The organism is Thermalbibacter longus (genome assembly GCF_023806485.1).
In the GTDB taxonomy this organism is placed as follows: Bacteria; Chloroflexota; Chloroflexia; order Thermomicrobiales; family Thermomicrobiaceae; genus Thermalbibacter; species Thermalbibacter longus.
The window spans coordinates 1-24,121 of record NZ_JAMSLR010000005.1; the positions used below are offsets into that span (position 1 = coordinate 1).

Annotated in this window: 26 protein-coding genes; 20 read left to right on the forward strand and 6 right to left on the reverse strand. The window is 68.8% G+C overall.

All coding sequences use genetic code 11. The annotated features are described in order from the left end of the window. The 4 genes from NET02_RS08550 to solA all read left to right on the forward strand — a co-directional run. On the forward strand, window positions 1–451 hold a 451-nt coding region (locus tag NET02_RS08550), incomplete at its 5' end, for a hypothetical protein (RefSeq protein ID WP_284056977.1). Beyond that, on the forward strand, window positions 430–741 hold the full coding sequence (locus NET02_RS08555; RefSeq protein WP_284056978.1) for a hypothetical protein: 312 nt from the start codon (window positions 430–432) through the stop codon (window positions 739–741). The genes NET02_RS08550 and NET02_RS08555, both read left to right, overlap by 22 nt. A gap of 310 nt (window positions 742–1,051) precedes the next feature. Next, window positions 1,052–1,648 (forward strand): O-methyltransferase, encoded by a 597-nt coding sequence (locus tag NET02_RS08560; RefSeq protein WP_284056979.1) that lies wholly within the window; start codon window positions 1,052–1,054, stop codon window positions 1,646–1,648. 26 nt (window positions 1,649–1,674) lie between these two features. Continuing rightward, window positions 1,675–2,835, forward strand: a complete 1,161-nt coding sequence (gene solA / locus NET02_RS08565) for an N-methyl-L-tryptophan oxidase (RefSeq protein WP_284056980.1) — start codon at window positions 1,675–1,677, stop codon at window positions 2,833–2,835. Here the strand turns inward: solA and NET02_RS08570 are convergent. Together NET02_RS08570 and NET02_RS08575 are read right to left on the reverse strand one after the other, a co-directional pair. Beyond that, window positions 2,824–3,423: a peroxiredoxin family protein gene (locus NET02_RS08570; RefSeq protein ID WP_284056981.1), complete on the reverse strand. Its 600-nt coding sequence runs from the start codon at window positions 3,421–3,423 to the stop codon at window positions 2,824–2,826. The two genes, solA and NET02_RS08570, sit on opposite strands and share 12 nt — an antisense overlap. 120 nt (window positions 3,424–3,543) lie before the next feature. Beyond that, on the reverse strand, window positions 3,544–4,029 hold the full coding sequence (locus NET02_RS08575) for a flavin reductase family protein (RefSeq protein ID WP_284056982.1): 486 nt from the start codon (window positions 4,027–4,029) through the stop codon (window positions 3,544–3,546). Between the two features lie 249 nt (window positions 4,030–4,278). On the opposite strand from NET02_RS08575, the gene NET02_RS08580 reads away from it, so the two are divergent. From NET02_RS08580 to NET02_RS08630, 11 genes are all read left to right on the forward strand, one after another. Then, window positions 4,279–4,494, forward strand: coding sequence for a hypothetical protein (locus tag NET02_RS08580; RefSeq protein WP_284056983.1), 216 nt, complete (start codon window positions 4,279–4,281; stop codon window positions 4,492–4,494). 69 nt (window positions 4,495–4,563) lie between these two features. Continuing rightward, window positions 4,564–4,998, forward strand: a complete 435-nt coding sequence (locus NET02_RS08585) for an arginase family protein (RefSeq protein WP_284056984.1) — start codon at window positions 4,564–4,566, stop codon at window positions 4,996–4,998. After that, window positions 4,880–5,245, forward strand: coding sequence for an arginase family protein (locus tag NET02_RS08590; protein WP_284056985.1), 366 nt, complete (start codon window positions 4,880–4,882; stop codon window positions 5,243–5,245). Before NET02_RS08585 ends, NET02_RS08590 begins: the two co-directional genes overlap by 119 nt. Window positions 5,246–5,413: 168 nt before the next feature. Next, the gene (locus NET02_RS08595) at window positions 5,414–5,776 is read left to right on the forward strand and encodes a hypothetical protein (RefSeq protein ID WP_284056986.1); all 363 of its coding nucleotides are present in this window, start codon (window positions 5,414–5,416) and stop codon (window positions 5,774–5,776) included. A gap of 216 nt (window positions 5,777–5,992) precedes the next feature. Further along, window positions 5,993–6,580, forward strand: a complete 588-nt coding sequence (locus tag NET02_RS08600; RefSeq protein WP_284056987.1) for an Lrp/AsnC family transcriptional regulator — start codon at window positions 5,993–5,995, stop codon at window positions 6,578–6,580. Beyond that, complete coding sequence (locus NET02_RS08605) at window positions 6,577–7,878, forward strand: aspartate aminotransferase family protein (protein ID WP_284056988.1); 1,302 nt, start codon at window positions 6,577–6,579, stop codon at window positions 7,876–7,878. Before NET02_RS08600 ends, NET02_RS08605 begins: the two co-directional genes overlap by 4 nt. A gap of 270 nt (window positions 7,879–8,148) precedes the next feature. Beyond that, a complete protein-coding gene (locus tag NET02_RS08610) occupies window positions 8,149–11,775 on the forward strand; it encodes a RecQ family ATP-dependent DNA helicase (protein WP_284056989.1) in 3,627 nt (1,208 codons plus the stop codon). After that, the gene (locus NET02_RS08615; protein ID WP_284056990.1) at window positions 11,765–12,205 is read left to right on the forward strand and encodes a hypothetical protein; all 441 of its coding nucleotides are present in this window, start codon (window positions 11,765–11,767) and stop codon (window positions 12,203–12,205) included. The genes NET02_RS08610 and NET02_RS08615 overlap by 11 nt, the downstream gene beginning before the upstream one ends. 128 nt (window positions 12,206–12,333) lie before the next feature. Then, window positions 12,334–13,338 carry a zinc-binding dehydrogenase gene (locus tag NET02_RS08620; protein ID WP_284056991.1) on the forward strand — a complete coding sequence of 335 codons (1,005 nt, stop codon included), beginning with the start codon at window positions 12,334–12,336 and terminating at the stop codon, window positions 13,336–13,338. An 86-nt stretch (window positions 13,339–13,424) separates the two neighbouring features. Then, window positions 13,425–13,853 carry a nitroreductase family deazaflavin-dependent oxidoreductase gene (locus tag NET02_RS08625; RefSeq protein WP_284056992.1) on the forward strand — a complete coding sequence of 143 codons (429 nt, stop codon included), beginning with the start codon at window positions 13,425–13,427 and terminating at the stop codon, window positions 13,851–13,853. 124 nt (window positions 13,854–13,977) lie between these two features. Further along, window positions 13,978–15,588, forward strand: a complete 1,611-nt coding sequence (locus NET02_RS08630) for a glycosyltransferase family 39 protein (RefSeq protein ID WP_284056993.1) — start codon at window positions 13,978–13,980, stop codon at window positions 15,586–15,588. 416 nt (window positions 15,589–16,004) lie between these two features. Here the strand turns inward: NET02_RS08630 and NET02_RS08635 are convergent, their stop codons facing one another. From NET02_RS08635 to NET02_RS08645, 3 genes are all read right to left on the reverse strand, one after another. After that, entirely contained in the window at window positions 16,005–17,246 is a 1,242-nt protein-coding gene (locus NET02_RS08635) for an NAD(P)/FAD-dependent oxidoreductase (protein ID WP_284056994.1), read from the reverse strand. Window positions 17,247–17,249: 3 nt separating this feature from the next. Then, entirely contained in the window at window positions 17,250–17,582 is a 333-nt protein-coding gene (locus tag NET02_RS08640) for a Rieske (2Fe-2S) protein (protein WP_284056995.1), read from the reverse strand. A gap of 89 nt (window positions 17,583–17,671) precedes the next feature. Next, window positions 17,672–17,899 (reverse strand): CDGSH iron-sulfur domain-containing protein, encoded by a 228-nt coding sequence (locus tag NET02_RS08645; protein ID WP_284056996.1) that lies wholly within the window; start codon window positions 17,897–17,899, stop codon window positions 17,672–17,674. A gap of 192 nt (window positions 17,900–18,091) precedes the next feature. On the opposite strand from NET02_RS08645, the gene NET02_RS08650 reads away from it, so the two are divergent. The 4 genes from NET02_RS08650 (at window position 18,092) to NET02_RS08665 (ending at window position 21,488) form a co-directional block, all read left to right on the forward strand. Further along, window positions 18,092–18,304 carry a hypothetical protein gene (locus NET02_RS08650; RefSeq protein WP_284056997.1) on the forward strand — a complete coding sequence of 71 codons (213 nt, stop codon included), beginning with the start codon at window positions 18,092–18,094 and terminating at the stop codon, window positions 18,302–18,304. Beyond that, a complete protein-coding gene (locus NET02_RS08655) occupies window positions 18,301–19,605 on the forward strand; it encodes an amidase (protein WP_284056998.1) in 1,305 nt (434 codons plus the stop codon). The genes NET02_RS08650 and NET02_RS08655 overlap by 4 nt, the downstream gene beginning before the upstream one ends. A gap of 74 nt (window positions 19,606–19,679) precedes the next feature. Continuing rightward, complete coding sequence (dcd, locus tag NET02_RS08660) at window positions 19,680–20,195, forward strand: dCTP deaminase (protein WP_284056999.1); 516 nt, start codon at window positions 19,680–19,682, stop codon at window positions 20,193–20,195. A 240-nt stretch (window positions 20,196–20,435) separates the two neighbouring features. Then, window positions 20,436–21,488 (forward strand): sulfite oxidase, encoded by a 1,053-nt coding sequence (locus tag NET02_RS08665; protein WP_284057000.1) that lies wholly within the window; start codon window positions 20,436–20,438, stop codon window positions 21,486–21,488. Between the two features lie 253 nt (window positions 21,489–21,741). Here NET02_RS08665 and upp read toward each other — a convergent pair whose 3' ends face one another. Then, complete coding sequence (gene upp, locus NET02_RS08670) at window positions 21,742–22,443, reverse strand: uracil phosphoribosyltransferase (protein ID WP_284057001.1); 702 nt, start codon at window positions 22,441–22,443, stop codon at window positions 21,742–21,744. A 171-nt stretch (window positions 22,444–22,614) separates the two neighbouring features. On the opposite strand from upp, the gene mgtE reads away from it, so the two are divergent. After that, entirely contained in the window at window positions 22,615–24,057 is a 1,443-nt protein-coding gene (gene mgtE, locus NET02_RS08675; protein WP_284057002.1) for a magnesium transporter, read from the forward strand. Window positions 24,058–24,121 lie beyond the last annotated feature (64 nt).

Consider the following 24,121-nt stretch of genomic DNA (forward strand, 5'->3'; position numbering starts at 1 on the left):
GGAGGTGCTGGAGCACGTGGCGCGGGCTGGCTTCGACCCGGACGCGCGAGAGCGGGCTGGTGGACGACTGGCGGGGCTCTCGTGGCGGGGCCGGGTGCTGCGGGGAAGTGATCTCCTGTCACCTGCCGAGGCTCACTACTTGCGGCACGTCGTTGCCCAACGGGAATGGCCGCTAGGCACGACGCTGGACGACTACCTAGCCAGCATTCCCCGGGTGATCCTCGATCCGCGTAGTGGGGTGCTCATCAGCCAGTACCAGGGCAAGGGCTGGCACCTCGCGGTCGTGCGTCGTTCCGAGGAGTTCCGAGGTCCCGAAGGGTCCGATTGGATCCTGGTAGAATACCGGCTGGCGACCGGGCACTGGATGACGGCGTTTCAGCCCAGGACAGGGCTCACCTATTTCGACGATCCGAGACGGGGGGACAAGCGATGGGTTCGCCGGCCACGGTAAGGGATCCGATCGACCTTGCCTTGTGGGGAATTACCGCTGAGGTGGAGTTCCTCCCTAAGCTCGCGGAATTCTGGACACACAACCCACGGGAGGCGGATCAGAGTTCCTTCCCGTACGAGTGGTACGACCTGATGGGTCAGCTTGAGACACTCGACCGCGCCTACCGAGCCGGTAGGATGACGCCGGAGCAGGCCGAGCGGTACCGCGAGCTACTGCGCAAGCTCGAAGAGGCCCTGCCCATTATCGAGCGGCTGGGCTTGACGAGCCCGCCGGTGTCGCTCCAGCCGTAGGCTGCCCCTCGACGTACCTGCTCACCTCGCGTTGCCCCTTCCTACTGGCAAGACCTTCGCCGTCGAGCGGATCCTTCCGCGTTTTACCTCGATACCGCCGCTGATTCGGACGACGGTGTTGTTCGGCCATCGGCGTTTCGGCGCCAGCCGGACACCTGTCCAGCGCTCGTGCTCCCCGGAGTGCCGGGCTTGTCGGCAGGGAGGGCTCGTGCTACTGGACGATCACTCGCCCAAGCAGTGCCCTCCTTGCCGAAACCGCGCGAGCGAGGCAAGATCCTCGAGCAGGACGTCAGCAGGGGAGGGTTACGCAATGGTTCCAGAGCACGCGCTCGCCGATGATCGGGCTCGGCCGGTACTCGAGCGGCTGCACGCTCTCGATCAGGCCCAGCGAGAGGCCGGGCTCCCGACTGAGCAGCGGATCCGCAGCGTCACGCCACCGACCGGGGCATTTCTCTATGCCACTGTCCTGGCACTGCGGCCGTCCCGGATCTTCGAGATGGGATCGTCCGTCGGCTACTCGACGATCTGGCTGGCGCTGGCCGCCCGCGCATACGGCGGGCGGGTGATCGGCAGCGAGTTGCTGCCCGAGCGCGCTGAGGCGGCGAACCAGCATCTCCGCGAGGCGGGACTCGATGCGGTGGCCGAGGTCCGTACCGGCGACGCGGCCGAGATCGCCGGTGAGCTGGATAGTCTCGGACTCGTCTTCATCGACGCGGAGAAGGACGACTATACGCGTCTCTTCGAGGCAGTGATCGACCACGTCCTGCCCGGTGGACTGATCCTGACCGACAACGTGGTCTCGCACGACTGCACTGCCTATCTCTCGTTCCTGCGGCAGCGGAGCGACGTGACCACCGTCACGCTCTCCTACGAGCGCGGGATCGAATGGACAGTCAAGGGGTGGTGAGCACTGCCGGGTAGGGGAGCGCTGCGGTGCGTGGGGCATCCTACGATGTCGCTATCGTCGGCCTGGGCATTATGGGCAGCGCGGCGGCCTGGCACCTCAGCCGGCGCGGCTACCGCGTCCTCGGGCTGGACGCCTACCACCGGGGTCACGACCGCGGGTCGTCCCACGGGCGCACCCGGATCATCCGCCAGGCCTACTACGAGTCGCCCGACTATGTGCCGCTGGTCCGGCGCTCCTACGATCTCTGGCATGCCCTGGAGCAGGAGAGCGGCAAAGCCCTGCTGACTGTCACCGGCGGGATCTACCTCGGCCGGCCGGAGGCGGAGCTCGTGGCAGGCGCGCTGGCCAGCGCCCGACGACACGGAATCCCGCACGAGGAACTGGACGCCACCCAGGTCCGGCAGCGCTTCCCAGCCTTCCGTATCCCGGACGACTTCGTTGGCCTCTACGAGCCGGGCGCTGGCCTGCTCGACGCGGAAGCCTGCCTGGCCGCCCTGCTCGATATCGCGGCCGCCCGCGGGGCCGAGCTGCGCCACCGGGAGCCGGTACGGCGCTGGCGGGTCGACGGGGATGGGGTAGTGCTCGAGACCGATCGGGAACGCTACCGTGCCAACCGGCTGGTATTGGCGGCCGGCTCCTGGATCGGCCAGCTCCTCGCTGACCTGCGGCTCCCGCTGGAGATCTGGCGCATCCTGCACGTCCACTTCGAGCCGGAGCGCGACGACCTGTTCGTGGCTGGCCGCTATCCCTTCGCGCTCTGGGAGATCCCGGAAGGGATCTACAGCGCCTTCCCCGCGCTCCCTGGGCAGGGGGTGAAGTTCGGCCGGCACGACACCGGCGAGGTCTGCACGCCGGAGACCGCCCGCCGCGAGGTCAGGCCCGAGGAGGTCGAGTCGCTGCGGGCCATGCTCAACCGCTTCCTGCCGGGAGCCGGGGGGCGAGTGCTCTGGACGTTGACCTGCCTCTACACGATGACGCCTGACCACCACTTCGTCATCGACCGCCACCCGCGGTACCCGCACGTCGTCCACGCCAGCGCCTGCTCTGGCCACGGCTTCAAGATCGCCACTGTCGTCGGCGAGATCCTAGCTGACCTCGCGACGGAGGGCACGACCCCGCACCGGATCGAGTTCCTCTCGGCTGCACGCTTTTGGCCGGACGAAGCGGGCGAGGGGTCACGACCGTAGGCCGAGCCGCTGCAGCTCCTGCTCCAGCTCCTGGCGACTGAGCGGTCCCAGCCAGGACTTGACGATCTTTCCCTCACGGTCGATCAAGTAGCTCTGGGGGATACCGAAGACGCTCCAGCGCTGGCTGACCGCGCCGTCCTGGTCGAGGGCGAAGATCCAGGTGAGCTGGTACTCATCGACGAAGGAACGCACCTCCGGCTCCGGTTCGAGCTGGTTCACGCCGATAGCGACGAAGCCGGCGTTGCGGTAGGCACGATAGACGTGCTCGATCTCTGGCATCTCAGCCCGGCATGGGCCACACCAGGTCGCCCAGAAGTTGACCAGCACCACCTGGCCGCGGTAGTCGGAGAGCCGGACCTCCCCGCCGCCGAGCCCTGGCAGGGTGAAGTCCGGTGCTGGCACTCCCGTTCCGATCGCCTGGCCCGCCGGCTCAGGCAGGCTGGTCTCGCCCCGGTCGAGATACCAGCGGAGCAGGTAGAGGCCGCTGACCAGCGTCGCGGCCAGGGCCGCGTTGAGCAGCAGGATCAGCCCGATCGGGCGGTGCCGCCCGGCTGGCCGGGTGGTGGACTGCTCGTGCTCGGCATGCATGTTGGCGCGCTCCCCTGCTGGGCGGCGCTCGGCGCTCCGTGCCTATGCCCACACGAGCAAGCCGGAGCGTTCGCCGCTGTAATGATGCCTGAGCGCGCGCCGGCGGGGCAGGGCTGCCGCTTATCCCCACGCGAGCTCCTGGAACGCGCGGTCGTAGTAGATGAGCGGGTCGTCGCTGGGACCGAGCTCGAGCGAGGCGACCTCGCCGACGAAGATCGTGTGGTCGCCGCCCTCGTAAGCAGCCCAGGGACGACACTCGATCCAGGCCAGGCAGCCCTCGATCAGGGGCGGGCCGAGCGCGCCGATACGGTGGGGCACTCTGCTGAAGGTGGGATCGGCCAGCGGTGCCCGGCCGGAGAACTGCTCGGCCAGGAACTCCTGGTCGCGAGACAAGAAATTGATGACCCAGGCTGGCGCCTCGGCGATCAGCCGGTGACTCTGGATCGAGCGGTCGATACAGATCAGCACCAGCGGGGGCTCGAGCGAGACAGAGCAGAACGCGGTGACGGTCACGCCGTGGTAGCCGCGCTCGCCGGCCGTGGTGACGATCGTTACGCCGCTGGCGAAACGCGCCATCACGTCGCGGAATAGCTCTGGACTGACCACGCTCGTCCCCTCTTCGATGCGGCTCCCGATCGGCTCCTCCGGAGGAGAGTATGGACGAGAGCCGTCAGGCGAGCCAGGGCGAGGAGTTGTCCTCGATCGCGCTGGCCCCAGGTGGGCGTGGCTCGCGCTGTGGCACTCCCGACGATTTTGATCTCATAAAACCGTTGACGCGCTGCCCATGGCTGCCGACAATAGCGCTAGCGTTTCACTGTGTGAGCGGTGCTCGCTGGCCCCGATCAGGGGAGTTCGATGACCTCGCTCATCCAACCAGTCCCGCCTGGAATGCCGTCGTTTCTCGATATGCCGCGGCTCGAGCGGCTCGACCAGCTCGAGGCCGATGTCGCTCTCCTCGCCATACCCTACGGCGTGCCGTACGACATGGAGGGTTCCCGCTTCCCCTCAGCTCCCGCGCCCTGGGCCATCCGCGAGCAGTCGCTCTGGTTCCGCCGGTACGTGCGCCACTAGGACGTCGACTTCGGCGGTGATCTCTTCGCCGGGCGCGAAGTACGGATCGTCGACTGTGGCGAGGTGTCGATGGAGCCCGGTCAGTATCAGGAGAACATGCGTCGCGCGACCGAGGTGGTGCGGGCGATCCTCCGGCACGGCGCGATACCGATCATCCTCGGTGGGGATCATTCGGTACCGATCCCGGTGCTCCGGGCCTATGAGGCCTTCGGCCCGATCTTCGTTGTCCAGATCGATGCTCATCTCGACTGGCGCGACGAGGTAAACGGGGTGCGCGAAGGCCTGAGCAGCCCGATGCGGCGTGCCTCGGAGATGCCCTGGGTTTCCGGCATGGCTCAGATCGGCCTGCGTGGAGTGGGCAGTGGCCGGCAGCAGGAGTTCGACGATGCACGCGCCTACGGGAGCATTCTGGTCACGGCCCGCGAGGTGCACGAGCACGGCGCCACGGCCGCGCTGCAGCGGATCCCGGCGGCCGAGCGCTACTACCGTAACCTTCGACGCTGACGGGCTCGACCCTGCGATCGCTCCCGGCGTCAATGCCCCGACCCCCGGCGGGCTGACCTACTACCAGGCGTTCGACCTGCTGAGAGGGTTAGCTGAGCGGGGCCGGATCGTGGGCTTCGACTTCGCCGAGGTCGCACCGGCTCGCGACCCGGCCGGGATCACGAGCCTGCATGCCGCCCGGCTGATCCTCAACCTGATCGGCGCGCTGGCGCATACCGGGCAGATCGGTCATGATCGGGCGGGATGAACGTGGGGCGTGGAGGTGAAGAGCGCATCGCAGGTCCAGCACATGGTAGAGAGACAGTCTCCGATCGCTGCTCGCCGCGGTCGAGCCGGGCGTCTGCCTGCCGATCATGACCGGGTGAGCACGCTGGGTCCCACGTGTATCGGTCCATTCCAACATTGGGAGGTACGCATGCGTCATCGTGAGGGCCTGAGGCCGATCGAGCCGGCGACGCCCGTCATGTCGGGAAAGGTCTTCATCATCGGGACGGCCTTCCTGGTGACCGGTGCCACCTGGGCGCTGATGAGCTACTACCAGCTTGCGGGAGGGAGCCGGCCGATCGGAACGATCGATGTCCTGCTCGTGGTGATTCACCTCTTTGCCGGCCTGCTGGTCTACCGCCGGGTGCCGTACGCAATCCCGCTGGGCTTGGTGGTGGTCTTCCTCGGGCTAGCCGCTGCGCTCCTGAACGACTACCTATTGCTTCTGGTTCCCGATGGTCTGACTGGCCTGCTCCTGATCCTCGGGCGTCACGCGGTGAGGCGCGCTGGGTAGGCACGGCAGGTCTGTCGAAGAGATGGAGTGCGGGAAAGGAGCTAGTTCACGTCGAGAATCTGCTAGAATCGGGCCGTTCGCATGGCAATGCGGGTGCCATTCCGGCAAACGCCGGCGATAATGCGTACGGAGCGCGGACAATGATTGGTCCGGGGCTGGTACAATGCCGTGCTTCGGGTGGTCAGAGGCGACCGTAGTGGTAGGAGCGATGGGGCTATGGGCCGACCGATCGACGAACTGGACCTAGCGATCATACGCCTGCTGCAGCAGGATAGCCGCATGCCGAGCGCGGAGATCGCCCGGCAGCTCGGGGTCGCTGAGCGGACGGTGCGGGCCCGCATCAACCGCCTCGTTCAGGACGACGTGATCCGCCTCGTTGCTGTTCTCAACCCAGCGGCACTCGGCTACGAGGTCGTCGCTGACATCTTTCTCGAGGTCGAGCCGACCCGGCTCGAAGAGGTCGCCGCTCGCCTGGTGGAGATGCAAGAGGTGAGTTACGTCGGGCTGACGACCGGAGAGCGTGATATCAGCGTCCAGGTGTTCGTCCCGTCGATCGATGCGCTCTACCGGTTCATCACCGAGCGGCTGAGCACGATCCCCGGCGTCCTCGGCACCACGACCTACATCGTGCCGCGGGTGCTCAAGTGGCTGCACAACTGGTCACTCCCCGACGATCTCTTCCGAGAGGAGGCCCCACGACCGGCTAGGCGGCGGCGCGCTCCCGAGCGGTCGGGGGGTGGCAGTCAGCCGAATGGGAAGGGGCGGCGGAGCAGGCGAACGATGGAAGTGGGGGCCGAATCATGACGACCGTGACCCGTAGCAGCGCGCATCAGGCCTGGCTGGCGCGGGCCCGCTCGGCGCTCGGCGGCGCGGTCACCAGCTTCAAGCCACCTGACGAGCTGGCGATCGTGATCTCGCACGGCCTCGGAAGCCGGGTGTACGATGTCGATGGCCGCGAATACATCGACTACGTGATGGGTTCCGGCCCGCTGATCATCGGCCATGCGCACCCGGCCGTCGTCGAGGCGGTCTCCCGCCAGGCGGCGCTCGGGTCGACCTTCTACTGGTTGACCGTCCCAGCGATCGAGCTGGCGGAGAAGATCATCGAGGCCGCCCCCTGCGCCGAGCAGGTGAAGTTCGTCTCCTCTGGCTCGGAGGCGACCTTCCACGCGCTCCGGATCGCCCGCGCCTACACTGGCAAGCAGAAGATCCTCAAGTTCGAGGGTGGCTTTCACGGCGTCAACGACTACGCCATGATGAGCGCGATGGCCTCGGAGCCGACGCCGTATCCACAGCCGATCCCCGACTCCGACGGCATCCCGCCCCAAATCGCCGAGACGGTGCTGGTGTCCCGGTGGAACGACGTGGAGCTGACCCGGCGGCTCATCGAAGAGCACGCGCACGAGCTGGCAGCCGTGATCTGCGAGCCACTGCAGCGCGCGCTCGTCCCGGCACCGGGTTTTCTGCAGGAGCTGCGCCGGCTGACCGAGCAGCACGGTGTGCTCCTGATCTTCGACGAGATCGTCACCGGCTTCCGGCTGGCGTACGGCGGCGCCCAGGAGCGCTACGGAGTCGTGCCGGACCTGGCCACGTACGGGAAGGCAGTCAGCGGTGGGTATCCCCTGGCGGCCATCGCCGGCAAGGCGGAGATCATGGCGGTGACCGATCCCTCCCGCCGCGGCCGGGGCGAGCCGGTCGCCCACCTGAGCGGCACGCTCAACGGTAACCCCGTGGCCGCCGCTGCCGGCCTGGCTACGCTCGAGGTGCTGCGCCAGCCCGGCGTCTACGAGCAACTCTACCGCACCACCGAGTTGCTCAAGTCGGGCCTGCGGGAGCTCGCGGCCGAGCGCGGCATCGCGGTGCAGGTGCTGGGCGAGGGCCCGCTCTTCCAGGTGCTCTTCGGGGAGCAGGAGCCGAAGGATCATCCCGGCGTGCTAGCGACCGACCGAACGCGGGCCCGTCGCTTCGGGCTGGCCTGCCTGGAGCGCGGGCTGTTCGTGAACCCCGGCGAGAAGTTCTACGTCTCGCTGGCACACTCGACCGAGGACGTGGAGCGCACGCTCGACGTCTTCGAAGCCGCGCTGGACTCCGTCCGCGACTGAGGCGCTGGAGCTTCCGGTTCCGGCCTGGTCGAGTCCGCCCACGTGATGCTGGCCCGCCTGACGCGCGGTTTGGCCTCTCGCCGTACGACCCGGCGTCTGCCGTGACGCCCTTGGCGCTCGAACGAGCTGCTGCCGGACGTGCGGCCTTCCATGTTCTCGGACGAGGCGCGCTTCGACAGCATCGTGCCGCACCACCGATCTGCCTCTTGCGAGACTCCCTGTCGTGACTTATGCTCCGAGACTGCCAAGCGATAGAGCGAGGTGGAGGTCGTGGCTGCGGCAGCGCCGTGGAAAGCGTCCTACATCGCGGCGGCATACGCTGCGGATGGTGTCGTCCGGGTGATCGACGACCGCAGAGAGAGCGACGAGCTGTTCGTCTTCCACTCGCCGCTCATGCGCCGCTTGATCGGCGTCCGGCGGGGCGTGACGTTTCCCGGTTCACGCGAGCGAGCGACCGCTGAAGAAGTCAGGTTCGCCGGGGCAGTGCTGACGAAGATCGGCCAGCGGGGATACCCCGCTCCCTGTTCCCTGCGCCTCGAACGCTGGCTCTGGGAGCGGGCGGCGGCGCTCGGGGTGGCAGAAGCGGCCGAGCGTCGGGAGGGCGGGGTCTTGACCTTCCGTGTCTACGAGCGCGCTGGGACCCTTCGGGCGCGGCTGCTCGCGAGCTTCTTTCCGGAGTTGCTCTTGCCGGAGGATGCTGCGGAGCAGGCTCTGGATCTCGTCCGTGGGTTCTGCACGGAAGCGGAGGCGTCGGTATTCGACGACCTCGTCGCCCTGCTTCCAGATAAGCGCCTCGGGCTGTTGCTGATCCCGCAGCGGCCGATACGCACAATGGTTCCCAACACTGCAGAGATACCGGGGGATCTCGCCGGTGAGCGCGTGGTCGACTTCGCGGTCGAGGTGCCGTGTCTCCAGTCTACCGGCTCGGTTCCCTGGCACCGGCTCGTCGTCGAGGTCGACGATGGGTCGCACTCCGATGCGGCCCAGGCAACTTACGACGCAAGCCGCGATCAGGCGCTCGCGAGGTTCGGCTGGAAGACCTACCGGATCCGTCTGGCGGCGAACCCGTCGTCCGAGATCACCCGAATAGCGGACGAGCTAAGGGGGATGATCCCGGCCGATATCCTGCGTTCCGCATGGCAGATGAGAGACGAGTGCGATGCACCGATGCTCGACATGCATCGCAGGCTCGTGTGGCTGCCGATTCTCGAGGCGCAGCTTACGACTGCTCTCGGGCAATGGCTGTTGCGGCGCGGCACGGCTTCGCTGCGCGTGTACGCCTCTCGGGAGGGCGAGGGAGTCGCGGTCATCTTGGAGGCCCTCGGCGAGCTCCTGGACAACCTGGAAGAGCTGTACCAGCTCCCGCCACTGGGGCGTCCCATGCTGGTCGAGCAGCCACAGGAGGCCGACCTCGCATACTTTCCGGTGCTCAACCACGAGGCGGTAACCCGTCACGCGCACGGTGCACCCGCAGTCCTGCTGCCCATACCGGTCTCCCCCGAGTATCACGATCCGCTCGAACCGGTATTGCCGCGCCCCACGCCGCATCTCGACCCTGGTTCGGACGCATTCCGGCGCCCGCTCGAGAGGCTGCTGCAAATCGTGTTTCGATACGTCGCGTTTCGCCCCGGCCAGCTCCCGATCGTCCACCGGGCGCTTCGCTTGCAGCCGACGGTCGGGCTTCTGCCGACCGCTGCCGGGAAGTCTTTGTGTTATCAGCTTGCCGGCCTGCTCCAACCGGGGATGACGCTCGTCTGCGAGCCCTTGCGCTCGCTCATGGTCGATCAGGAAGACCACCTCGTGAGCTTCGGGATCCATCGCAGCGCCGCGATCGTCCCGCTGAGCGAGCAACCGCAGGGATACAATCCCCGAGGCAGGGACGAGATCCTGCGGGCGCTCGCCAACGGAGCGCTCCTGTTTTGTTTCATTTCTCCCGAGCGATTCCAGATTCCTGACTTCCGCCGGCAACTGCAAGACGCAGTTGCCCGGATCCCGGTCAACTACTTCGTCGTCGACGAGGCACACTGCGTGAGCGAGTGGGGACATGATTTCCGGCCTGCCTACCTATCGTTGGGGCGAACCGTGCCCACGGTCTGTCGTGCCCTCTCCGGCTATGTTCCACCCTTCGTCGCCTTGACCGGCACGGCGTCCGAAAACGTGCTCGTGGACGTGCTGCGCGAGCTCCAGATCGATGATCCCGGCTCGGTCGTGCGTCCTCAATCGTTCGACCGGCCTGAACTCGAGTTGAGCATTGTCCGTATCCGGACGGGGGAGCGCGTCGACCGGCTCGTGTCGGTTCTCCGGGAACTGCTGGGCTGGCGCCCTGGCCAGCCGTTCGATCCGCCGAGCGGCATCGTCTTCTGCTATTTCGTGGGAGGCAAGCTCGGTGTGGCTGAGTTCGAGCGCCAGCTTCGCGCGCGATTGCCGGATCTCGTAGACTGGCTCGGCACGTATTCGGGCCGACGGCCCGACGATCGGCTGGCAGCCGATTGGGAGCAGGAGAAGATCCGGATCCAGCGGGCGTTCGTCGCGAACGAGATTCGGGTGCTCGTCGCGACCCACGCCTTCGGGATGGGTATCGATAAGCCGGATATCCGCTTCACCGTGCATACCATGCTGCCGCGTTCCCTCGAGGAGTTTTACCAGCAGGCCGGGCGTGCCGGCCGAGACGGGAAGCGGGCGTGCTGCATCATCCTGTTCTGCGATGACCATCCCAGACTCGCCGATGAGGCGCTCGACCCGGTCAGGACGCCCGCCGACCACTTGCCGCAGAAGCGAGCGATGACCCGCCCAGGCGCGCCGGCCGAGAGTGACGCCGTGCAGCATCTGTGGTTCGTTTCCCAGGCCTTTCGGGGCAAACAGTTCGATCAAGACACGATCGCCTTCGTGTGGCGCTCCCTCGCCCGTGCTCTCCCTCAGGACACCCGCCAGTTGCTGTCCATCCCCATCCGTTTCACCTTTCTCCTCGACCAAGGTGGGGCGGCTCATCCGGCCTTCGGGCACCAGATCCAGGGCCAGGAGGACGCGGCGTCGCTCCTCGAGAAGGCACTGTACCGGCTGACGATGGCTGGGGCGATCGTCGACTACACGAAAGACTGGCAGCGGCAATGCTTCGTCGTCGATCTGCGCCGCCGGACGACCGAGGACGTGATCGAGACGTTCCGCAGCTACCTCCTGCGCTATACGACGGAAGGCCAAGCGCGGCGGTACCTGAGCGACATCCCAGCAGGGTCGTACGAAGACGTGGTGGAGCATGTCGCTCGACGCATCGTCGCGTTCGTGTACGACCACATCGAGGCGCGCCGGCGCCTGGCGATGCGCCAGATGCTCGAAGTCGCTCGCGCGGCGACGGCGGTCGACGCCAGCGGAACGCAGAAGTTTCGCGATGAACTGCTGCGGTATCTGGAAGAATCCGAGTACTCGGATGCGGTGCGATCGCTCAGGGAAGACCTCCCCGATGACTGGCTCGCACTCTTCCGCCGGGCGAGCGCGCCCGACGCCCTCCCCAAGCTGGCTGGCGCAGTCCGGCGGCACCTCGAGGAACGGCCGTTCCACCCCGGGCTCCTGCTGCTCCGTGGCTTGGTCGAGGTCACTCGCAGCGGTGGCGGCGAATACATCGACAGCGCGTTCAGGATTCTGGCGCAGGATTACCCGCAGGTCGATCTCGATCGCCTCGCGTGGCAGCTCCTGCACGTCCTGGCAGAGGAAATCGGTTCGGGCAATCCTGAGAGGCTCGATGCCGTCATCGAGATGCTCCTGCGGTGTCGCGAGACGCTCGGTTTCGCCCGGCTGTGTTATCAGCTCGCCCCTGAGCACGGATGGGCACATCTGCGTGCCGTGGTACGGCTCGCTGAAGGGGTGGCAGAGGCGATGAGAGGAGCCTCGGATGTTCGATGATACTGAGCAGCGGCGTGATCTGATTCTCCAGGCGGAGCAAGCTATCCGCGCTCTCGCCGGGGAGCTGGCCCGGACGGCGACCCTGGCGCAGGAGGCAGAAGCCGCACGCGCAGCGCTTCAGGGCGCGGCCGATGAGGTCCGGCACGTGCGATCCCAGGTCGAGGACGTGATCGCCGAGAATCGAGCGGTGCGCGAAGACCTCCTCACGGTCGCGAGACAAGCCGAGAGGGTTGTCGCCCAGGCGGAGCAGGCGCTCTCAGACGCCTCGACACGGCTCATCGCTGCGAGCGAGCAGCTCTTGCAGGCATCCAGCGAAGCGCGTGATGCCACCGTTCGTGTCAGTGCTCAGCTCCGCCGCCTTCAACTGATGGTCGCGCTGAATCTCGCCCTCGCGCTCGCGCTGCTCGTCGCAGTGCTGATCGCGCTGTGATGACGCTTGCTCACCGGTGCCGGCGAGCTGGTGGGAGCTCTCCCCTGCCTTGCCCGCCGTTCACCTGCCCGGTACGCTTGCCCTACGAACGCATCTGGTTTAACGACCGGACGGAACGGAGAGTTCTCATGCGTGCAGCACGATTCTTCGGCCCAGGGGACTTCCGGCTCGTCGAGGTCGAGCGGCCGTCGCCCGGCCCGGGTGAGGTGCTGCTGCGGGTGCGGGCGGCCGGGCTGTGCCACTCGGATCTGCACATCATCCACGATGAGCTCGGAGGCTACCCGTTCCCCGTGCCGCTGACGCTCGGGCACGAGATCGCTGGCGAGGCGGTCGAGACGGGCCCCGGCGTCGATCCGTCGCTCATCGGGCGGCGCTTCGCCGTCTTCGGCCCGGCGGGATGCGGGCAGTGCGCGTTCTGCCGGGCAGGGCGGGATAACCTCTGCACCGAAAGCCTCGCGATCGGCCTGGCACGGGACGGCGGCTACGCCGAGTTCGTGGCCGTGCCGGCGCATGCGCTGGTGCCGGTGCCGGACGGGGTCGGCGACGCTGAGGCCGCGGTGGCCACCGACGCCGTGCTGACGTCCTTCCACGCGCTTGCGAACGTGGCGCGTGTCCGGCCTGGCGAGACCGTCGTCATCATCGGGGCCGGCGGGCTCGGCTTGAACGCGATCCAGGTCGCCAGAGCGATCGGCGCGTACGTGGTGGCGCTCGACGTCCAGCCACGCAAGCTGGAGCTGGCCAGGCAGTTCGGGGCCGACCTCGCGCTCGACAGCCGCAGCGTCGACCCGGAGAAGCCACTGCTCGACCGGAGGATCGACGTGGTCGGCGACTTCGTGGGCAACGACGCGACGAAGCTGCTAGCCCAGCGGCTGGTGAGCCGGGGTGGCCGCGTGGTGCTCGTGGGCCTCGGCAGCGTCGCCGGGTCGCTGCTCGGACTGCGGATCGTTGCGGACGAAGTCGCCATCCTGGGGAGCTTCTGGGGTACCCGCGCGGAGCTAGCAACCGTCCTCGACCTGATCGGCCGGGGGGTCCTGAGGCCACCGGTGGAGACGCACCCGCTGGACGAGATCCTTACCTGGATGCAGCGTCTGCGCGAGGGGGCGGTCGAGCACCGGGTCGCGCTGGTACCCTGATCCTGGCGGGAACGGCCCGCGCTGGTGGCGGCCCAGTGCGCTGGCTGCCCAGCACGGGGACTGAAGATACGGAGGTGGACCGGGGAATGCGTGAGGGACGCTCTCGGGCCTATCTGCGGCCGGGCTGGCTGCTCCGGCGCGTGGTCAACCCGTTGATCGCGCGCCTGGGGATCACGCCGGTGCTGGCGGTACGTGGTCGAAAGACCGGCCGCTGGCATGCCGTCCCAGTCAACGTCCTCGAGCACGGAGGACAGCGGTATCTGGTCGCGCCGCGGGGCGAGACCGACTGGGTGCGCAACCTGCGGGCGGCCGGCGAGGGTGAGCTGCGCTGGCGGGGCCGGGTCGAGCGCTTTCGGGCGGTCGAGGTGCCGGATGCGCAGAAGCCACCGCTGATCGAGGCGTACCTGCAGCGCTGGGGCGCGCAGGTGCGAGCGCAGTTCGCCGCGCTGCCCGACCCGGCCGACCACCCGGTGTTCCGGCTCGAGCCGGTCGCGCCTGCGGGACGTCGGTCATGAGTGCAGGGGGCGACACGCGGTCGCCAGGCTCCGCTGCCGCGGCGCCCTCTAGAGCGACCTCGGACGCAGCTCCGAGCGCGATGTCCTGGACGGGCTCGCGCGCCATCTTCGCGGAGCGAACGGCATGATGCCCGTTCGACGCCAGCTTCTCGCCGAGCCGGTCGCCCCCTCGACCGACCCGGCTGCCCAGCCTGGCCTGCTCGCGGCTGGGCTCTGCCTCTGGGCCACGCTCGTGGCTGCCTGGGTCGCGACGGCCATCTTCGAGCGACTGCCGCACGTCGAGGATGAGGTCGCTTTCCTCTTCCAGGCACGCACCTTTGCGGCCGGTACGCTCGTGGCGCCGGCGCCGGCCCTGCCTGAGTTCTTCTCGATCCCGTTCGTCATCGTGCGCGACGGCGAATGGTTCGGCAAGTACCCGCCGGGCTACCCGCTCGCCCTGGCGCTCGGCGTGTTGGCTGGCCAGCCCTGGCTCGTCAACCCGATCGCCGCTGGGCTGGCGGTAGCGCTGGTCTACCGGCTCGGTCGCCGGATCTACGACTCCGTGACCGGGCTGCTCGCGGCGCTGCTGCTGGCTACCTCGCCATTCCTGCTGATCCAGGCCGGCAGCTTCCTCTCGCACGTGGTCTGCCTCGTCTGGACGCTCCTCTTCCTCGTGGGGTTCGAGGCGGCGCGGCGGCGCGGCTCGCCGGCCCTCGGACTCGCCGCCGGGGCGGCGCTGGGGATGCTGCTGCTCAGCCGGCCGCTCACCGCGGTAGGGATCAGCGCGCCGTTCGCGCTGTGGGCTGGCATCGAGTCGCTCCGGTATCCAGTTCGGCTGCGGGTCTACGGCCCGATGGCGGGTGCGGCGCTGGCCTTCAGCGGGCTGCTGCTCGGCTACAACTGGCTGACTACCGGGCATCCGCTGCGCTTCGCCTACGAGCTCTGGTGGTCGTTCGACCGGGTCGGTTTCGGGCCCGGCGCTGGGCCGGGCGGTGGCCATACGCTCCAGGGAGGCTGGATCAACACCCGGTTCAACCTGAAGGAACTGGAAACCTACCTCTTCGGCTGGCCATTCCGGCTGAGCCTCGTCCCGGCGATCCTGGCCGTGCTGGTCGCGCTCGCCCGTGCCGTTGTGGCTGCCGCGCGAGCCGAAGCAGGCGAGGAGTGGCCCGCGCTGGGCGAGGCGATCGCCTGGGATCTGGCGCTCGGCGGGCTGGCGCTGGGCCTGATCGCCGTACATCTCGCCTATTGGACCAGTGGCCAGATGTACGGCCCTCGCTACTACTTCGAGGCCACTGGCGGGCTGGCGCTGCTGGCCGCCCGCGGCCTGCGCCAAGCAGATGGCTGGTTCGGTTGGGCAGCGCGGCGCGCTCTGGGAGATAGCCGGTTCGGGCGTGTACTCAGCGCCGGGCTCCCGGTCGTCCTCCTTGTGCTCCTGATCGGTTATGGACTCTTCTGGACTGCGCCGCGCTGGTTCGTCAGCTATCGCGGCTGGTACGGAATCACCGCGGACGGGCTGCGCGCGGTCGAGGCCGCCCGGCTGGACAACGCAGTCGTCTTCGTGCGGGCTCAGTACTGGACTGACTACGCGCCGTTCTTCGCTCAGAACTCGCCGCTGCTCGACGGCCGTGTGGTCTACGCGCTCGACCTCGGTGATGCTCGGAACCGGCTGCTGGCCGAGCAGTACCCCGGGCGCGCCTTCTACGCGTGGCGCGACGGCGCGCTGGTGCCGCTCGACCCTGGCGCCATCCGGTGACGCAGACGCGGGCTGGCTCGTGGCTCCACTGCTCGCGGCCGTCCTCCCTCTGCCGCGCTCGCTGTATTACGGGTACTGTCCACGAGGCACGCCACTCTCGGCCGGGAGGCGACACCTCGGCCTGTCCAGCGGTAGGGGCGACCGGCCGGTCGCCCCTACACGTTTCGCCGAGGAACTCGATACGGGCGAGACCCCTTCGCCAGGCGGCGCGCTGCCGAGCGTCGATCGCGTTCTCCTCGTACGCTCCTGACCTAGACGGCCGGCTCCGATGCGCATGCTGCCGCCCCGGCGGGCGGCCCCGGGATTCGAAGCCCCGGGCTTGCGTCTCCGAGCGCGCTGAAGCTGATGGGGCGTGTGGGGCTAGCTTCCCGATGCAGGCCACGCGAGCGCATTCCGAATGCCCGCACTGGGCTCGCTCACTCCGCCTGGCGTGCTGGCTGCGCCAGCGCCCGCAGGTCGGTCGAGGGGTCGGCGAGCACCGCCGGGTCGACCCGCGCCTGCGCTTCGACCAGCCGCCGCCCGGGACGCAGCTCCCGCGGCCGGTTGATGGTCACCACTGCCTCCACCACTCCCTGCCGCAGGTAGAAGGCGGTGACCGACGGCGCCGCCTTGTCGCCGCGTAGGACGACCTGATCCCACGGCCCCGGGTAGCCGGCATACTGGAGGTTCAGGTCGAACTGGTCCGACCAGAAGTAGGGCACTGGAGCATAGGGCTGAGGATCCCCGGCGATGGCCCGAGCCGCCGCCGCGCCCTGCTGCGCCGCGTTGTCGAAGTGCTCCACCCTCAGCCGGCGGCCAATGGCCGGATGCCACCAGTTCGCAACGTCGCCGGCGGCGTAGACGCCAGGCACGCCGGTCGCGCAGTGCTCGTCGACCAGGATGCCGTTCTCGATCTGGAGCCCGCTGCCCTGGAAGAGCGCCACTGCGGGCCGCACGCCGACCCCGACCACCACCAGGTCGCAGGCGATCCGCTCGCCGCTCTCCAGGACGGCCTCCTCGACTGACCGGTGCCCTCGCAGCTCCGCCACCTTCTGCCCCAGGCGCAGCTCTATCCCGTGTCGTCGGTGTACCTCGGCCAGGATGCCCCCCACCTCCTCGCCTAGCGGCCCAGCCAGCGGCACCGGCAGCGGATCGACCACAGTGACCTGCTTGCCCAGCATGCGGGCACTGGCTGCCACTTCGGCGCCGATGAACCCGCAGCCGACGACCAGCACGCGCTCGGCCCGCGAGAGATCCTCTCGCAGTGCCTGCGCATCGGCCAGCGAGCGCAGGTAGCGCACTCCGGGCAGGTCGAACCCCGGGAGGCGTAGCCGCACCGGCTCGGCTCCGGTCGCGATCAGGAGCACGGCGAACGGGAGCCGCTCGCCCGGCTCGAGTACCAGCTCGCGGCGATCGAGGTCGACCGCGGTGGCCCGCTGCCCCAGCCGCAGCTCGATCCCCAGCCTCTGGTAGTGTTCGGGTGGCTTGAGCAGGATCTCTTCGGCCGTCTTCTGGCCTTGGAGAAACGCTTTGGAGAGTGCCGGGCGGTCATAGGGGACGACCGGCTCGGCGCTGACCAGCGTCACCGGGCCGTCGTAGCCGGCGGCCCGCAGCGCCTCGGCGGCGCCGTAGGCCGCAACACCGCCTCCCAGGATGACGCAGGGACGCGGGTCGGCCATCGCTCATCCCTGCCGCGGCTCGCGCGAGACGTAGACCACGCCGTCAACGATCTGGACATCGTAGACCGGCAGCGGCTGGGTCGCCGGCAGCGAGGTCACCCTGCCCGTCTCCAGGTCGAAGCCGGAACCGTGCAACGGGCAGTAGATCACGTGGTCTTCGAGGTCACCTTCGGCCAGCTCCGCGTACTCGTGGGTGCAGATTCCGCTGAGGGCGTAGACGTTTCCCTCCAGCTTGACCAGGATCCGCTCGTCGTCGTCGACCTCGAACGGGACGATTCCTCCCTCCGGGATCTCGTCGTAGCGCTTGACCGCGACGTAGCCTTCTGGAGTCGCCATCCAATCCTCCCGGTACGGCAGGGGAGCGGCTCGCGCCGGGCTTCCCCGCCTGCTCTCGCTGATCTCGCTCGACGCGCCAGGGTGGCCAGCTACGACGACTCGCCCGCAGCCTTGACCGGCACGGCGATGGCGCCCTGGAATCCGATCTTCCGGTGCGTGCCATCGCAGAACGGCTTGGTCTGCGAGCCGCCGCAGCGGCAGAGCCAGACCTCGTCCCCCTCGTAGGGGATCTCGTTGCCGCGGTGGTCAACCAGCTTGACCGGCCCCTTCACGTGGTACGGGCCATTCCGCGTCACCGTGATCTGGACCTCAGCCATCGGCCACCTCCCGTCGGTGAAACGCCATACTATCGTATCGCTACTATAGCGCCTGGTAGCCAGAAGCGACCAGATCATCGCTCCTGGATCGTTAGACGCGCGAGCGGCCCTCATCTTCCGCTTGACCATACCAGCTCGCGCGGTCACACTTGGCACACCAGGCGAGCGGCGACGAAGCCGGAGAGGCGAGGTATGCGTGACGAGATGAAGCGCGCGGAGCAACGTCCCTGGGGCCAGGTGCTCGAGACCTTCGCCGCGGCGCTCTACGGGCCCGAGCGCGCCCGCGAGCTGGAGACCGAGATCGCGCGGATGGCAGAGGCGTTGGAGCGCCTGAGCGAGGAGGGGCTGGATCTGTGGGATGCTGCCCCGGATCTGCGCGGAGTGCCTGGAGAGGAGAGCGCGTGAGCGATCAACCGGCTTTCTCCATCTGCGGGCTGGTGAGCCAGATCAAGGAGCGGCGGCTGCGTGCCTCGGAGATCGTCGCCGCGTGCCTCGAGCGGATCGAGCGCTTGGAGCCGAAGCTCCAGGCCTGGGCGTTCCTCGACCCGGAGGGGAGCCGGCGCGAGGCAGAGCGGCTCGACCGGCTGGCCGGCTCCGGCACTCTGCTTCCCCTTCACGGGGTGCCGGTCGGGGTCAAGGACATCATCGACGTCGCCGGGATGCCGACAGCCGCCGGCTTCGAGCCGTACCGGGGGCGCGTCGCCCGGGAGGACGCGCCGATCGTGGCCCGGCTGCGGGCGCTCGGGGCGGTCGTCCTCGGCAAGACCCATACCACCCAGTTCGCCTTCGCCGACCCTGCGCCGACCGTCAACCCTTGGCACCCCGAGCGGACCCCCGGTGGATCCAGCTCCGGCTCCGGGGCGGCGGTCGCCGCGCGGATGGTCCCGTTCGCGATCGGGAGCCAGACAGCCGGCTCGGTGCTCCGCCCAGCCGCCTACTGCGGCGCAGTCGGCTTCAAGCCCAGCTACGGCTGGTTCTCGACCAGCGGCGTCGTCCCGCTCGCCTGGTCGCTCGATCACCTCGGCCTGATCGCCTGTACCGTCCAGGACACGGCGCTGGCCTACGTCGCACTCCTCGAGCAGCGCGTCGACTTCTCATTTCAGCCCCAGCCGCCTCGCCTGTTGCTCCTCACTGATTTCCTCGACCGCTCCGAGCCGGTCGTGCGTGCCAACCTGCTGGAGGTCGCACAGGCCTTCCGCGCTGCCGGTGCGACAGTCGAGGAGCGGCGTCTCCCGGTCGACCTCGACCTGCTGCTCGCCGTGCACCACGTGCTGATGACGGCCGAGACTGCGGCCGTCCACCGCGAAAACCTGTCCCGCTACCGTGAGCACTACGGCCCGCGCCTGCGCGCGGCTGTGGAGACTGGCCTGCTCGTCCCGGCGGCGCTGGAGCTCCACGCCCGCCGGCTCCGCGCGCGACTGGCGCGGGTGATCGACGAGCTGCTGGGCCAGGCCGACGCTGCCCTGCTGCCCACTGTGCCAGCCCCGGCGCCGGGGCGCGAGACCACCGGCGACCGCTCGTTCCAGGCAGTCTGGACGCTCTGCCGCGTGCCGAGCATTAGCCTGCCCAGCGGGCTGAGCCCGGATGGCCTGCCACTGGCGATCCAGCTCGTCGCTCGCCAGGGGCACGACCGGGGACTGCTCCAGGTGGCGGCCTGGTGCGAGCGGGCGTTGCCGCGCCTGCCGGAACCGCCGGTCGTGGCGTAGCCCTGAGCAGGGCATGGCCCGGCGAGCCGCTCGCCCAGCGATCGGGCATGGCGTATCGCCGGAAGGGAGCCAGTATGGGGATCCTGACCCGCTCGGAGATCCTTCGGCTGATCGAAGAGCGAGCGCTCGTCATCGAGCCGTTCGATCCCAGCCAGGTGGGGCCAGCATCGATCGACCTGCACCTGGGCCGGGAGTTCCGGATCTTCCGGCCGGCGCGCGAGATCTTCCACGTGACCGATGAGGCCGATCACCGGCTGGTGACCGAGCTGGTGGAGGTGGAGGACTACTTCCTCCTGCTCCCTGGCCAGGCAGTGCTCGGCATCACCGAGGAGCGGATCACGCTACCGGACGACATCTGCGGCTGGATCCAGGGGCGCAGCCGCTTCGCGCGGGTGGGCTTGATGGTACATGTGACCGCCAATTTCATGCAGCCTGGGATGGTGCGTACCCGGCAGGTGCTGGAGATGAACAACGCAGGGCCGATCCCGCTGGCGATCCACCCGGGTACGGCCATTTGCCAGATTATCCTGGAAGAGTGCACCGGCCGCGCGCGCTACGAGGGCCGCTTCCAGGGCCAGGAACACCCGTAGCGGTGTGCTGCGTCCCGAGCCTCCACGGAGCATGCTCGTCCCAGCCCCCGGGATGCCCGCTCGCACTGCGGCGGACGGTCGCTCGCCCCGCTCATGTTGCTGGCTTACCTGGTTCCAGCTATCCTCAGCGCCCGGTCGGTGTTCGAGTGTCGCTGCCGGCTCCTGCCCGCGATGGTCAGGGCTCGGGTCGGCGACGGGTGCCAGGAGCCTCGGACTGAGCTATCGCTATCAGGAAGGGAGATGCTGACGATGCGCCTCGTCATCGTGGAGCGGGAGCCGCTGAACGCCGAGACACCGCCGGACGCGCTGGCGGAGCCGCTCACGCCGGCCGAGCTCTTCTACGTGCGCAACCACTTCGCTGTCCCCCGTATCGATCCGCACGCCTGGCGGCTCCGGGTGGAGGGGGCGGTCGAGCGCGCGCTGGAGCTGTCGCTGGAGGACGTGCAGCAGCTCCCCTCCCGGACGATCACCGTCACGCTCGAGTGCGCGGGCAACGGCCGCACCCTGCTGACCCCCACGCCCGGCGGTACCCCCTGGCGCCTGGGCGCGGTCGGCACTGCCCGGTTCACCGGCGCGCCGCTCTCCCTGCTGCTGGATCGGGCGGGGCTGCGCCCGGAGGCAGTGGAGCTGCTGTTCGTCGGCGCCGACCAGGGGGAGGTCGAGCCGGGCCGGGTGGAGCCCTTCGCGCGCAGCTTGCCCGTCGAGGAGGCGCGTGGCCCGGACGTGCTCCTGGCCTGGGCGATGAACGACGAGCCGTTGACGGCCGACCATGGATTTCCGGTGCGGCTCGTCGTCCCCGGCTGGTACGGCATGGCCTCGGTCAAGTGGCTCGCGCGCATCGTCGCGCTGGAGCAGGCGTTCGAGGGCTACTTCCAGCGCGAGCACTACCGGTACGTCCAGAGTGACGACCCGGTGGAGGATGCCCCACCGGTCACGCGCGCGAGAGTGAGGAGCCTGATCGTCCGGCCAGCGGACGGCGCGCGGCTGCCGCTCGCTCCGGTCGAATTCAGCGGCATCGCCTGGTCGGGGTACGGGCCGGTGACCCGCGTCGAGGTGAGCATCGATGGCGGCGCGAGCTGGGCGGCGGCCGAGCTCGGAGCCGACCAGGGGCTGTACGCGGCGCGCCCCTGGAGCTTCCGCTGGCATCCCCCGCAGCCCGGTCGCTACACCGTGCTTGCCCGGGCGACCGATGCGCTCGGGAATTCCCAGCCGCTCAGCCCGCAGTGGAACCGCCAGGGATACGGGAACAACGCCTGCCAGGCGATCCAGGTGGTCGTCGGCCAGGAGGATTGAGGCGCTGGGGAGTCGCAGGGTGAGCGCCGATCACGCTGTGCGGCTCTCACCACGACTCGGTCTCGCGCGACCGCAGGCGATGAGGCGCTGACCGAGCCTACGAGTGGCCTCGTTCCTCCACAAAGACTGGCGCCGAACCGGGAAGAGGCCGGCGGCGCGAGCGTCGTTCTGACCGGTGTTGCCAGATCGTGCTCGGTGGTTCACTGGCCGGGCGCGGTTATGCGCCGGTTGCCAGATCGGTTCGGCTGCTGGGCTACGTCGTGCCGAAGAGGCGGTCTCCGGCGTCGCCGAGACCGGGCACGATGAAGCCCTGGTCGTTGAGCCGCTCGTCCAGCGCTGCCAGGTAGATGTGGACGCCAGGATCCGCCTGGAGGAGCTGCTGCACCCCGTACGGTGCGCCGATGATGCCGAGGTAGGAGATCGGCCCGGGGTACGTCTGCCGAAGGAGCTGGACCGTGACGACCGCCGAGCCACCGGTAGCCAGCATCGGGTCGAGCAGGAGCACGTGCCTGAGCCGGTGCAGCGGCCCGGGCAGGTTCTTGTAGTAGATCGTCGCGGCCAAGGTCTGCTCGTCGCGCCGTGCCCCGACCAGGTAGATCGGCGCGGCCGGGACGAGCTGCCGCAGCGGCGCGATCATCCCGAGCCCGGCTCGCAGGATCGCCAGGGCGGCGAGGCCGTCGGCGAGCCGGCCGCCGTCCGCCTGGACGCCGGTCGGGCTGGAGACTGAGACGCTCGAGATCTCGGCGTCCTGGAGGGCGTGCCACAGGAGAAAGCGAGTGAGCTCGTGCAGGCAGCGCTCGAACTCGGCCGGCGGCGTGCCCTGGTCACGGACGGTCGTCAAGAGTGACGTGACCAGCGGGTGGTCGAGCACGGTGAGCCGCGGGTGACCGATGACCTGCTCGCGGCTCGGCTGTGGCTTGCCGCGCATCGGGGTCGGGATCTCCAGGGTCGCCATCGAGCGCCTCCTCGAACGCATGCAGCTCGGTTCGATCGCCTCGCCGCGCCGGCGAGCCGGGTCGCGGCACGGCGGAGTGGGGGGATCGGGCAGGCGAGCGAACATTCTGGGGCGGGATTATACCGCCAGGCAGCCCGCCGCCCCTGGTGCGCCGGCGAGGTTCGCTCCAGTATGCTTGCCCGGCTGGGCCGAGACGCGGCCGTGCCCGCGGCGATGTCCGGCGGCTGGGCGCTGGCACGGGTGGAGGCGGCAGTCATGACGATCGAGCAGTTCGGTGGGCAGGCTCTCCAGGTGGCTCTGAGAGACGCCGTCGAGCGGCGGCGCCGTGACCAGGTTCACGACATCCTCCAGCAACTCTCTCCGGCGGAGGCCGTGGATTTGCTGTGTGGGCTACCACCCAGCGCCCTGGCGAGCGCGGTCGCGCTCGCCGGTGAGGAGCTGGCTGGGCTGCTCGAGCAGGTCGATGCGTCCGTTGCCGTCCAGCTCATCGTCAAGCTGAGCCGCTCGCAGGCAGCCGATGTGCTCGAGGAAATGGCGCCCGACGACGCCACCGACATTGTCGCCGAGCTGGAACCGGCCCAGGCCGAGGCCATCCTGATCGAGATGGAGCCGGCGGAGGCGGACGAGATCCGGGAACTCCTCGCCTACCCGCCGGATACCGCCGGTGGCCGCATGACACCGGAGTTCGTCGCGATCCTCCCCGACCTCACCGCCGACGAGGCGCTGGCCGCCTTGCGCCGCCTGGCGAGCGAGGTGGAGACGATCAACGACGTCTACGTCGTCGATGCGGAGAACCATCTCTTGGGAGTGCTGAGCCTGCGCGACCTGGTGCTCGCGCCGCCTGGCACGCCGGTCAGCAAGCTTACGGTCTACGACCCAGTGAAGGTTCGCGCCGACGACGACCAGGAGGTCGCGGCTCGCCTTCTAGTCGAGCACCGGCTGCTCGCGATCCCGGTCGTCGACGCCGAGAACCGGCTCCTGGGCATCGTCACCGCCGACGATGCGGCGGACATCCTGGAGCGCGAGTTCAACGAGGACTACTTGCGGCTGGCTGGCACCGACGCCGAAGCCATGGAGCGCCGGCGGCCGGTGGAGGTCGCTCGCCTCCGGTTGCCCTGGCTCCTGGGGACGATGGGGATCGAGCTGCTCGCTGGGCTGGTCATCGCGCGCTTCGACGCCGTGCTCCGGCAGGTAATCCTGCTGGCCTCGTTCATGCCCGTCATCTCGGCCGTCTCCGGCAACGTCGGGCTGCAGGCGGCCGCGATCGTCGTGCGGGGGCTCGATACCGGGCACGTCAGCCTGCGCCACTGGGGCCGGCAGGTGTCGAAGGAGTTCGCCACGTCCCTGCTGATGGCGCTGGTGTGTGGGACAGTGCTCGGCGTCATCGGGGCAGTCTGGTCGAGGCATCTGCCCTTCGGGCTGGTCATCGGTGGGGCGCTGCTCTGCGCGATGGTCACCGCTGGCATCATGGGCAGCATCGTTCCGATGCTCTCCAAGCGTCTCGGGTTCGATCCAGCCACCACCGCCGGGCCGTTCGAAACCGCGTTCCAAGACGTGGTCGGCTTTGCCGTCTTCCTCTGGCTGGCCTCCCTGCTCCTGCGCTGGCTGCAGTAACGGTGAGCGCCCGTCCTGGCTCTGGACAGCGGCCCGAGCTTCAGAAATACTGGTCAGCGAAGAC

Bases quoted from the DNA above. Each gene is read 5' to 3' on its own strand.
- NET02_RS08555 (WP_284056978.1), top strand. From the start codon at position 430: ATGGGTTCGCCGGCCACGGTAAGGGATCCGATCGACCTTGCCTTGTGG.
- NET02_RS08560 (WP_284056979.1), top strand. From the start codon at position 1,052: ATGGTTCCAGAGCACGCGCTCGCCGATGATCGGGCTCGGCCGGTACTC.
- NET02_RS08570 (WP_284056981.1), bottom strand. From the start codon at position 3,423: ATGCATGCCGAGCACGAGCAGTCCACCACCCGGCCAGCCGGGCGGCAC.
- NET02_RS08580 (WP_284056983.1), top strand. From the start codon at position 4,279: ATGACCTCGCTCATCCAACCAGTCCCGCCTGGAATGCCGTCGTTTCTC.
- NET02_RS08585 (WP_284056984.1), top strand. From the start codon at position 4,564: ATGGAGCCCGGTCAGTATCAGGAGAACATGCGTCGCGCGACCGAGGTG.
- NET02_RS08590 (WP_284056985.1), top strand. From the start codon at position 4,880: ATGCACGCGCCTACGGGAGCATTCTGGTCACGGCCCGCGAGGTGCACG.
- NET02_RS08595 (WP_284056986.1), top strand. From the start codon at position 5,414: ATGCGTCATCGTGAGGGCCTGAGGCCGATCGAGCCGGCGACGCCCGTC.
- NET02_RS08600 (WP_284056987.1), top strand. From the start codon at position 5,993: ATGGGCCGACCGATCGACGAACTGGACCTAGCGATCATACGCCTGCTG.
- NET02_RS08605 (WP_284056988.1), top strand. From the start codon at position 6,577: ATGACGACCGTGACCCGTAGCAGCGCGCATCAGGCCTGGCTGGCGCGG.
- NET02_RS08615 (WP_284056990.1), top strand. From the start codon at position 11,765: ATGTTCGATGATACTGAGCAGCGGCGTGATCTGATTCTCCAGGCGGAG.
- NET02_RS08620 (WP_284056991.1), top strand. From the start codon at position 12,334: ATGCGTGCAGCACGATTCTTCGGCCCAGGGGACTTCCGGCTCGTCGAG.
- NET02_RS08625 (WP_284056992.1), top strand. From the start codon at position 13,425: ATGCGTGAGGGACGCTCTCGGGCCTATCTGCGGCCGGGCTGGCTGCTC.
- NET02_RS08630 (WP_284056993.1), top strand. From the start codon at position 13,978: ATGATGCCCGTTCGACGCCAGCTTCTCGCCGAGCCGGTCGCCCCCTCG.
- NET02_RS08635 (WP_284056994.1), bottom strand. From the start codon at position 17,246: ATGGCCGACCCGCGTCCCTGCGTCATCCTGGGAGGCGGTGTTGCGGCC.
- NET02_RS08640 (WP_284056995.1), bottom strand. From the start codon at position 17,582: ATGGCGACTCCAGAAGGCTACGTCGCGGTCAAGCGCTACGACGAGATC.
- NET02_RS08645 (WP_284056996.1), bottom strand. From the start codon at position 17,899: ATGGCTGAGGTCCAGATCACGGTGACGCGGAATGGCCCGTACCACGTG.
- NET02_RS08650 (WP_284056997.1), top strand. From the start codon at position 18,092: ATGCGTGACGAGATGAAGCGCGCGGAGCAACGTCCCTGGGGCCAGGTG.
- dcd (WP_284056999.1), top strand. From the start codon at position 19,680: ATGGGGATCCTGACCCGCTCGGAGATCCTTCGGCTGATCGAAGAGCGA.
- NET02_RS08665 (WP_284057000.1), top strand. From the start codon at position 20,436: ATGCTGACGATGCGCCTCGTCATCGTGGAGCGGGAGCCGCTGAACGCC.
- upp (WP_284057001.1), bottom strand. From the start codon at position 22,443: ATGGCGACCCTGGAGATCCCGACCCCGATGCGCGGCAAGCCACAGCCG.
- mgtE (WP_284057002.1), top strand. From the start codon at position 22,615: ATGCTTGCCCGGCTGGGCCGAGACGCGGCCGTGCCCGCGGCGATGTCC.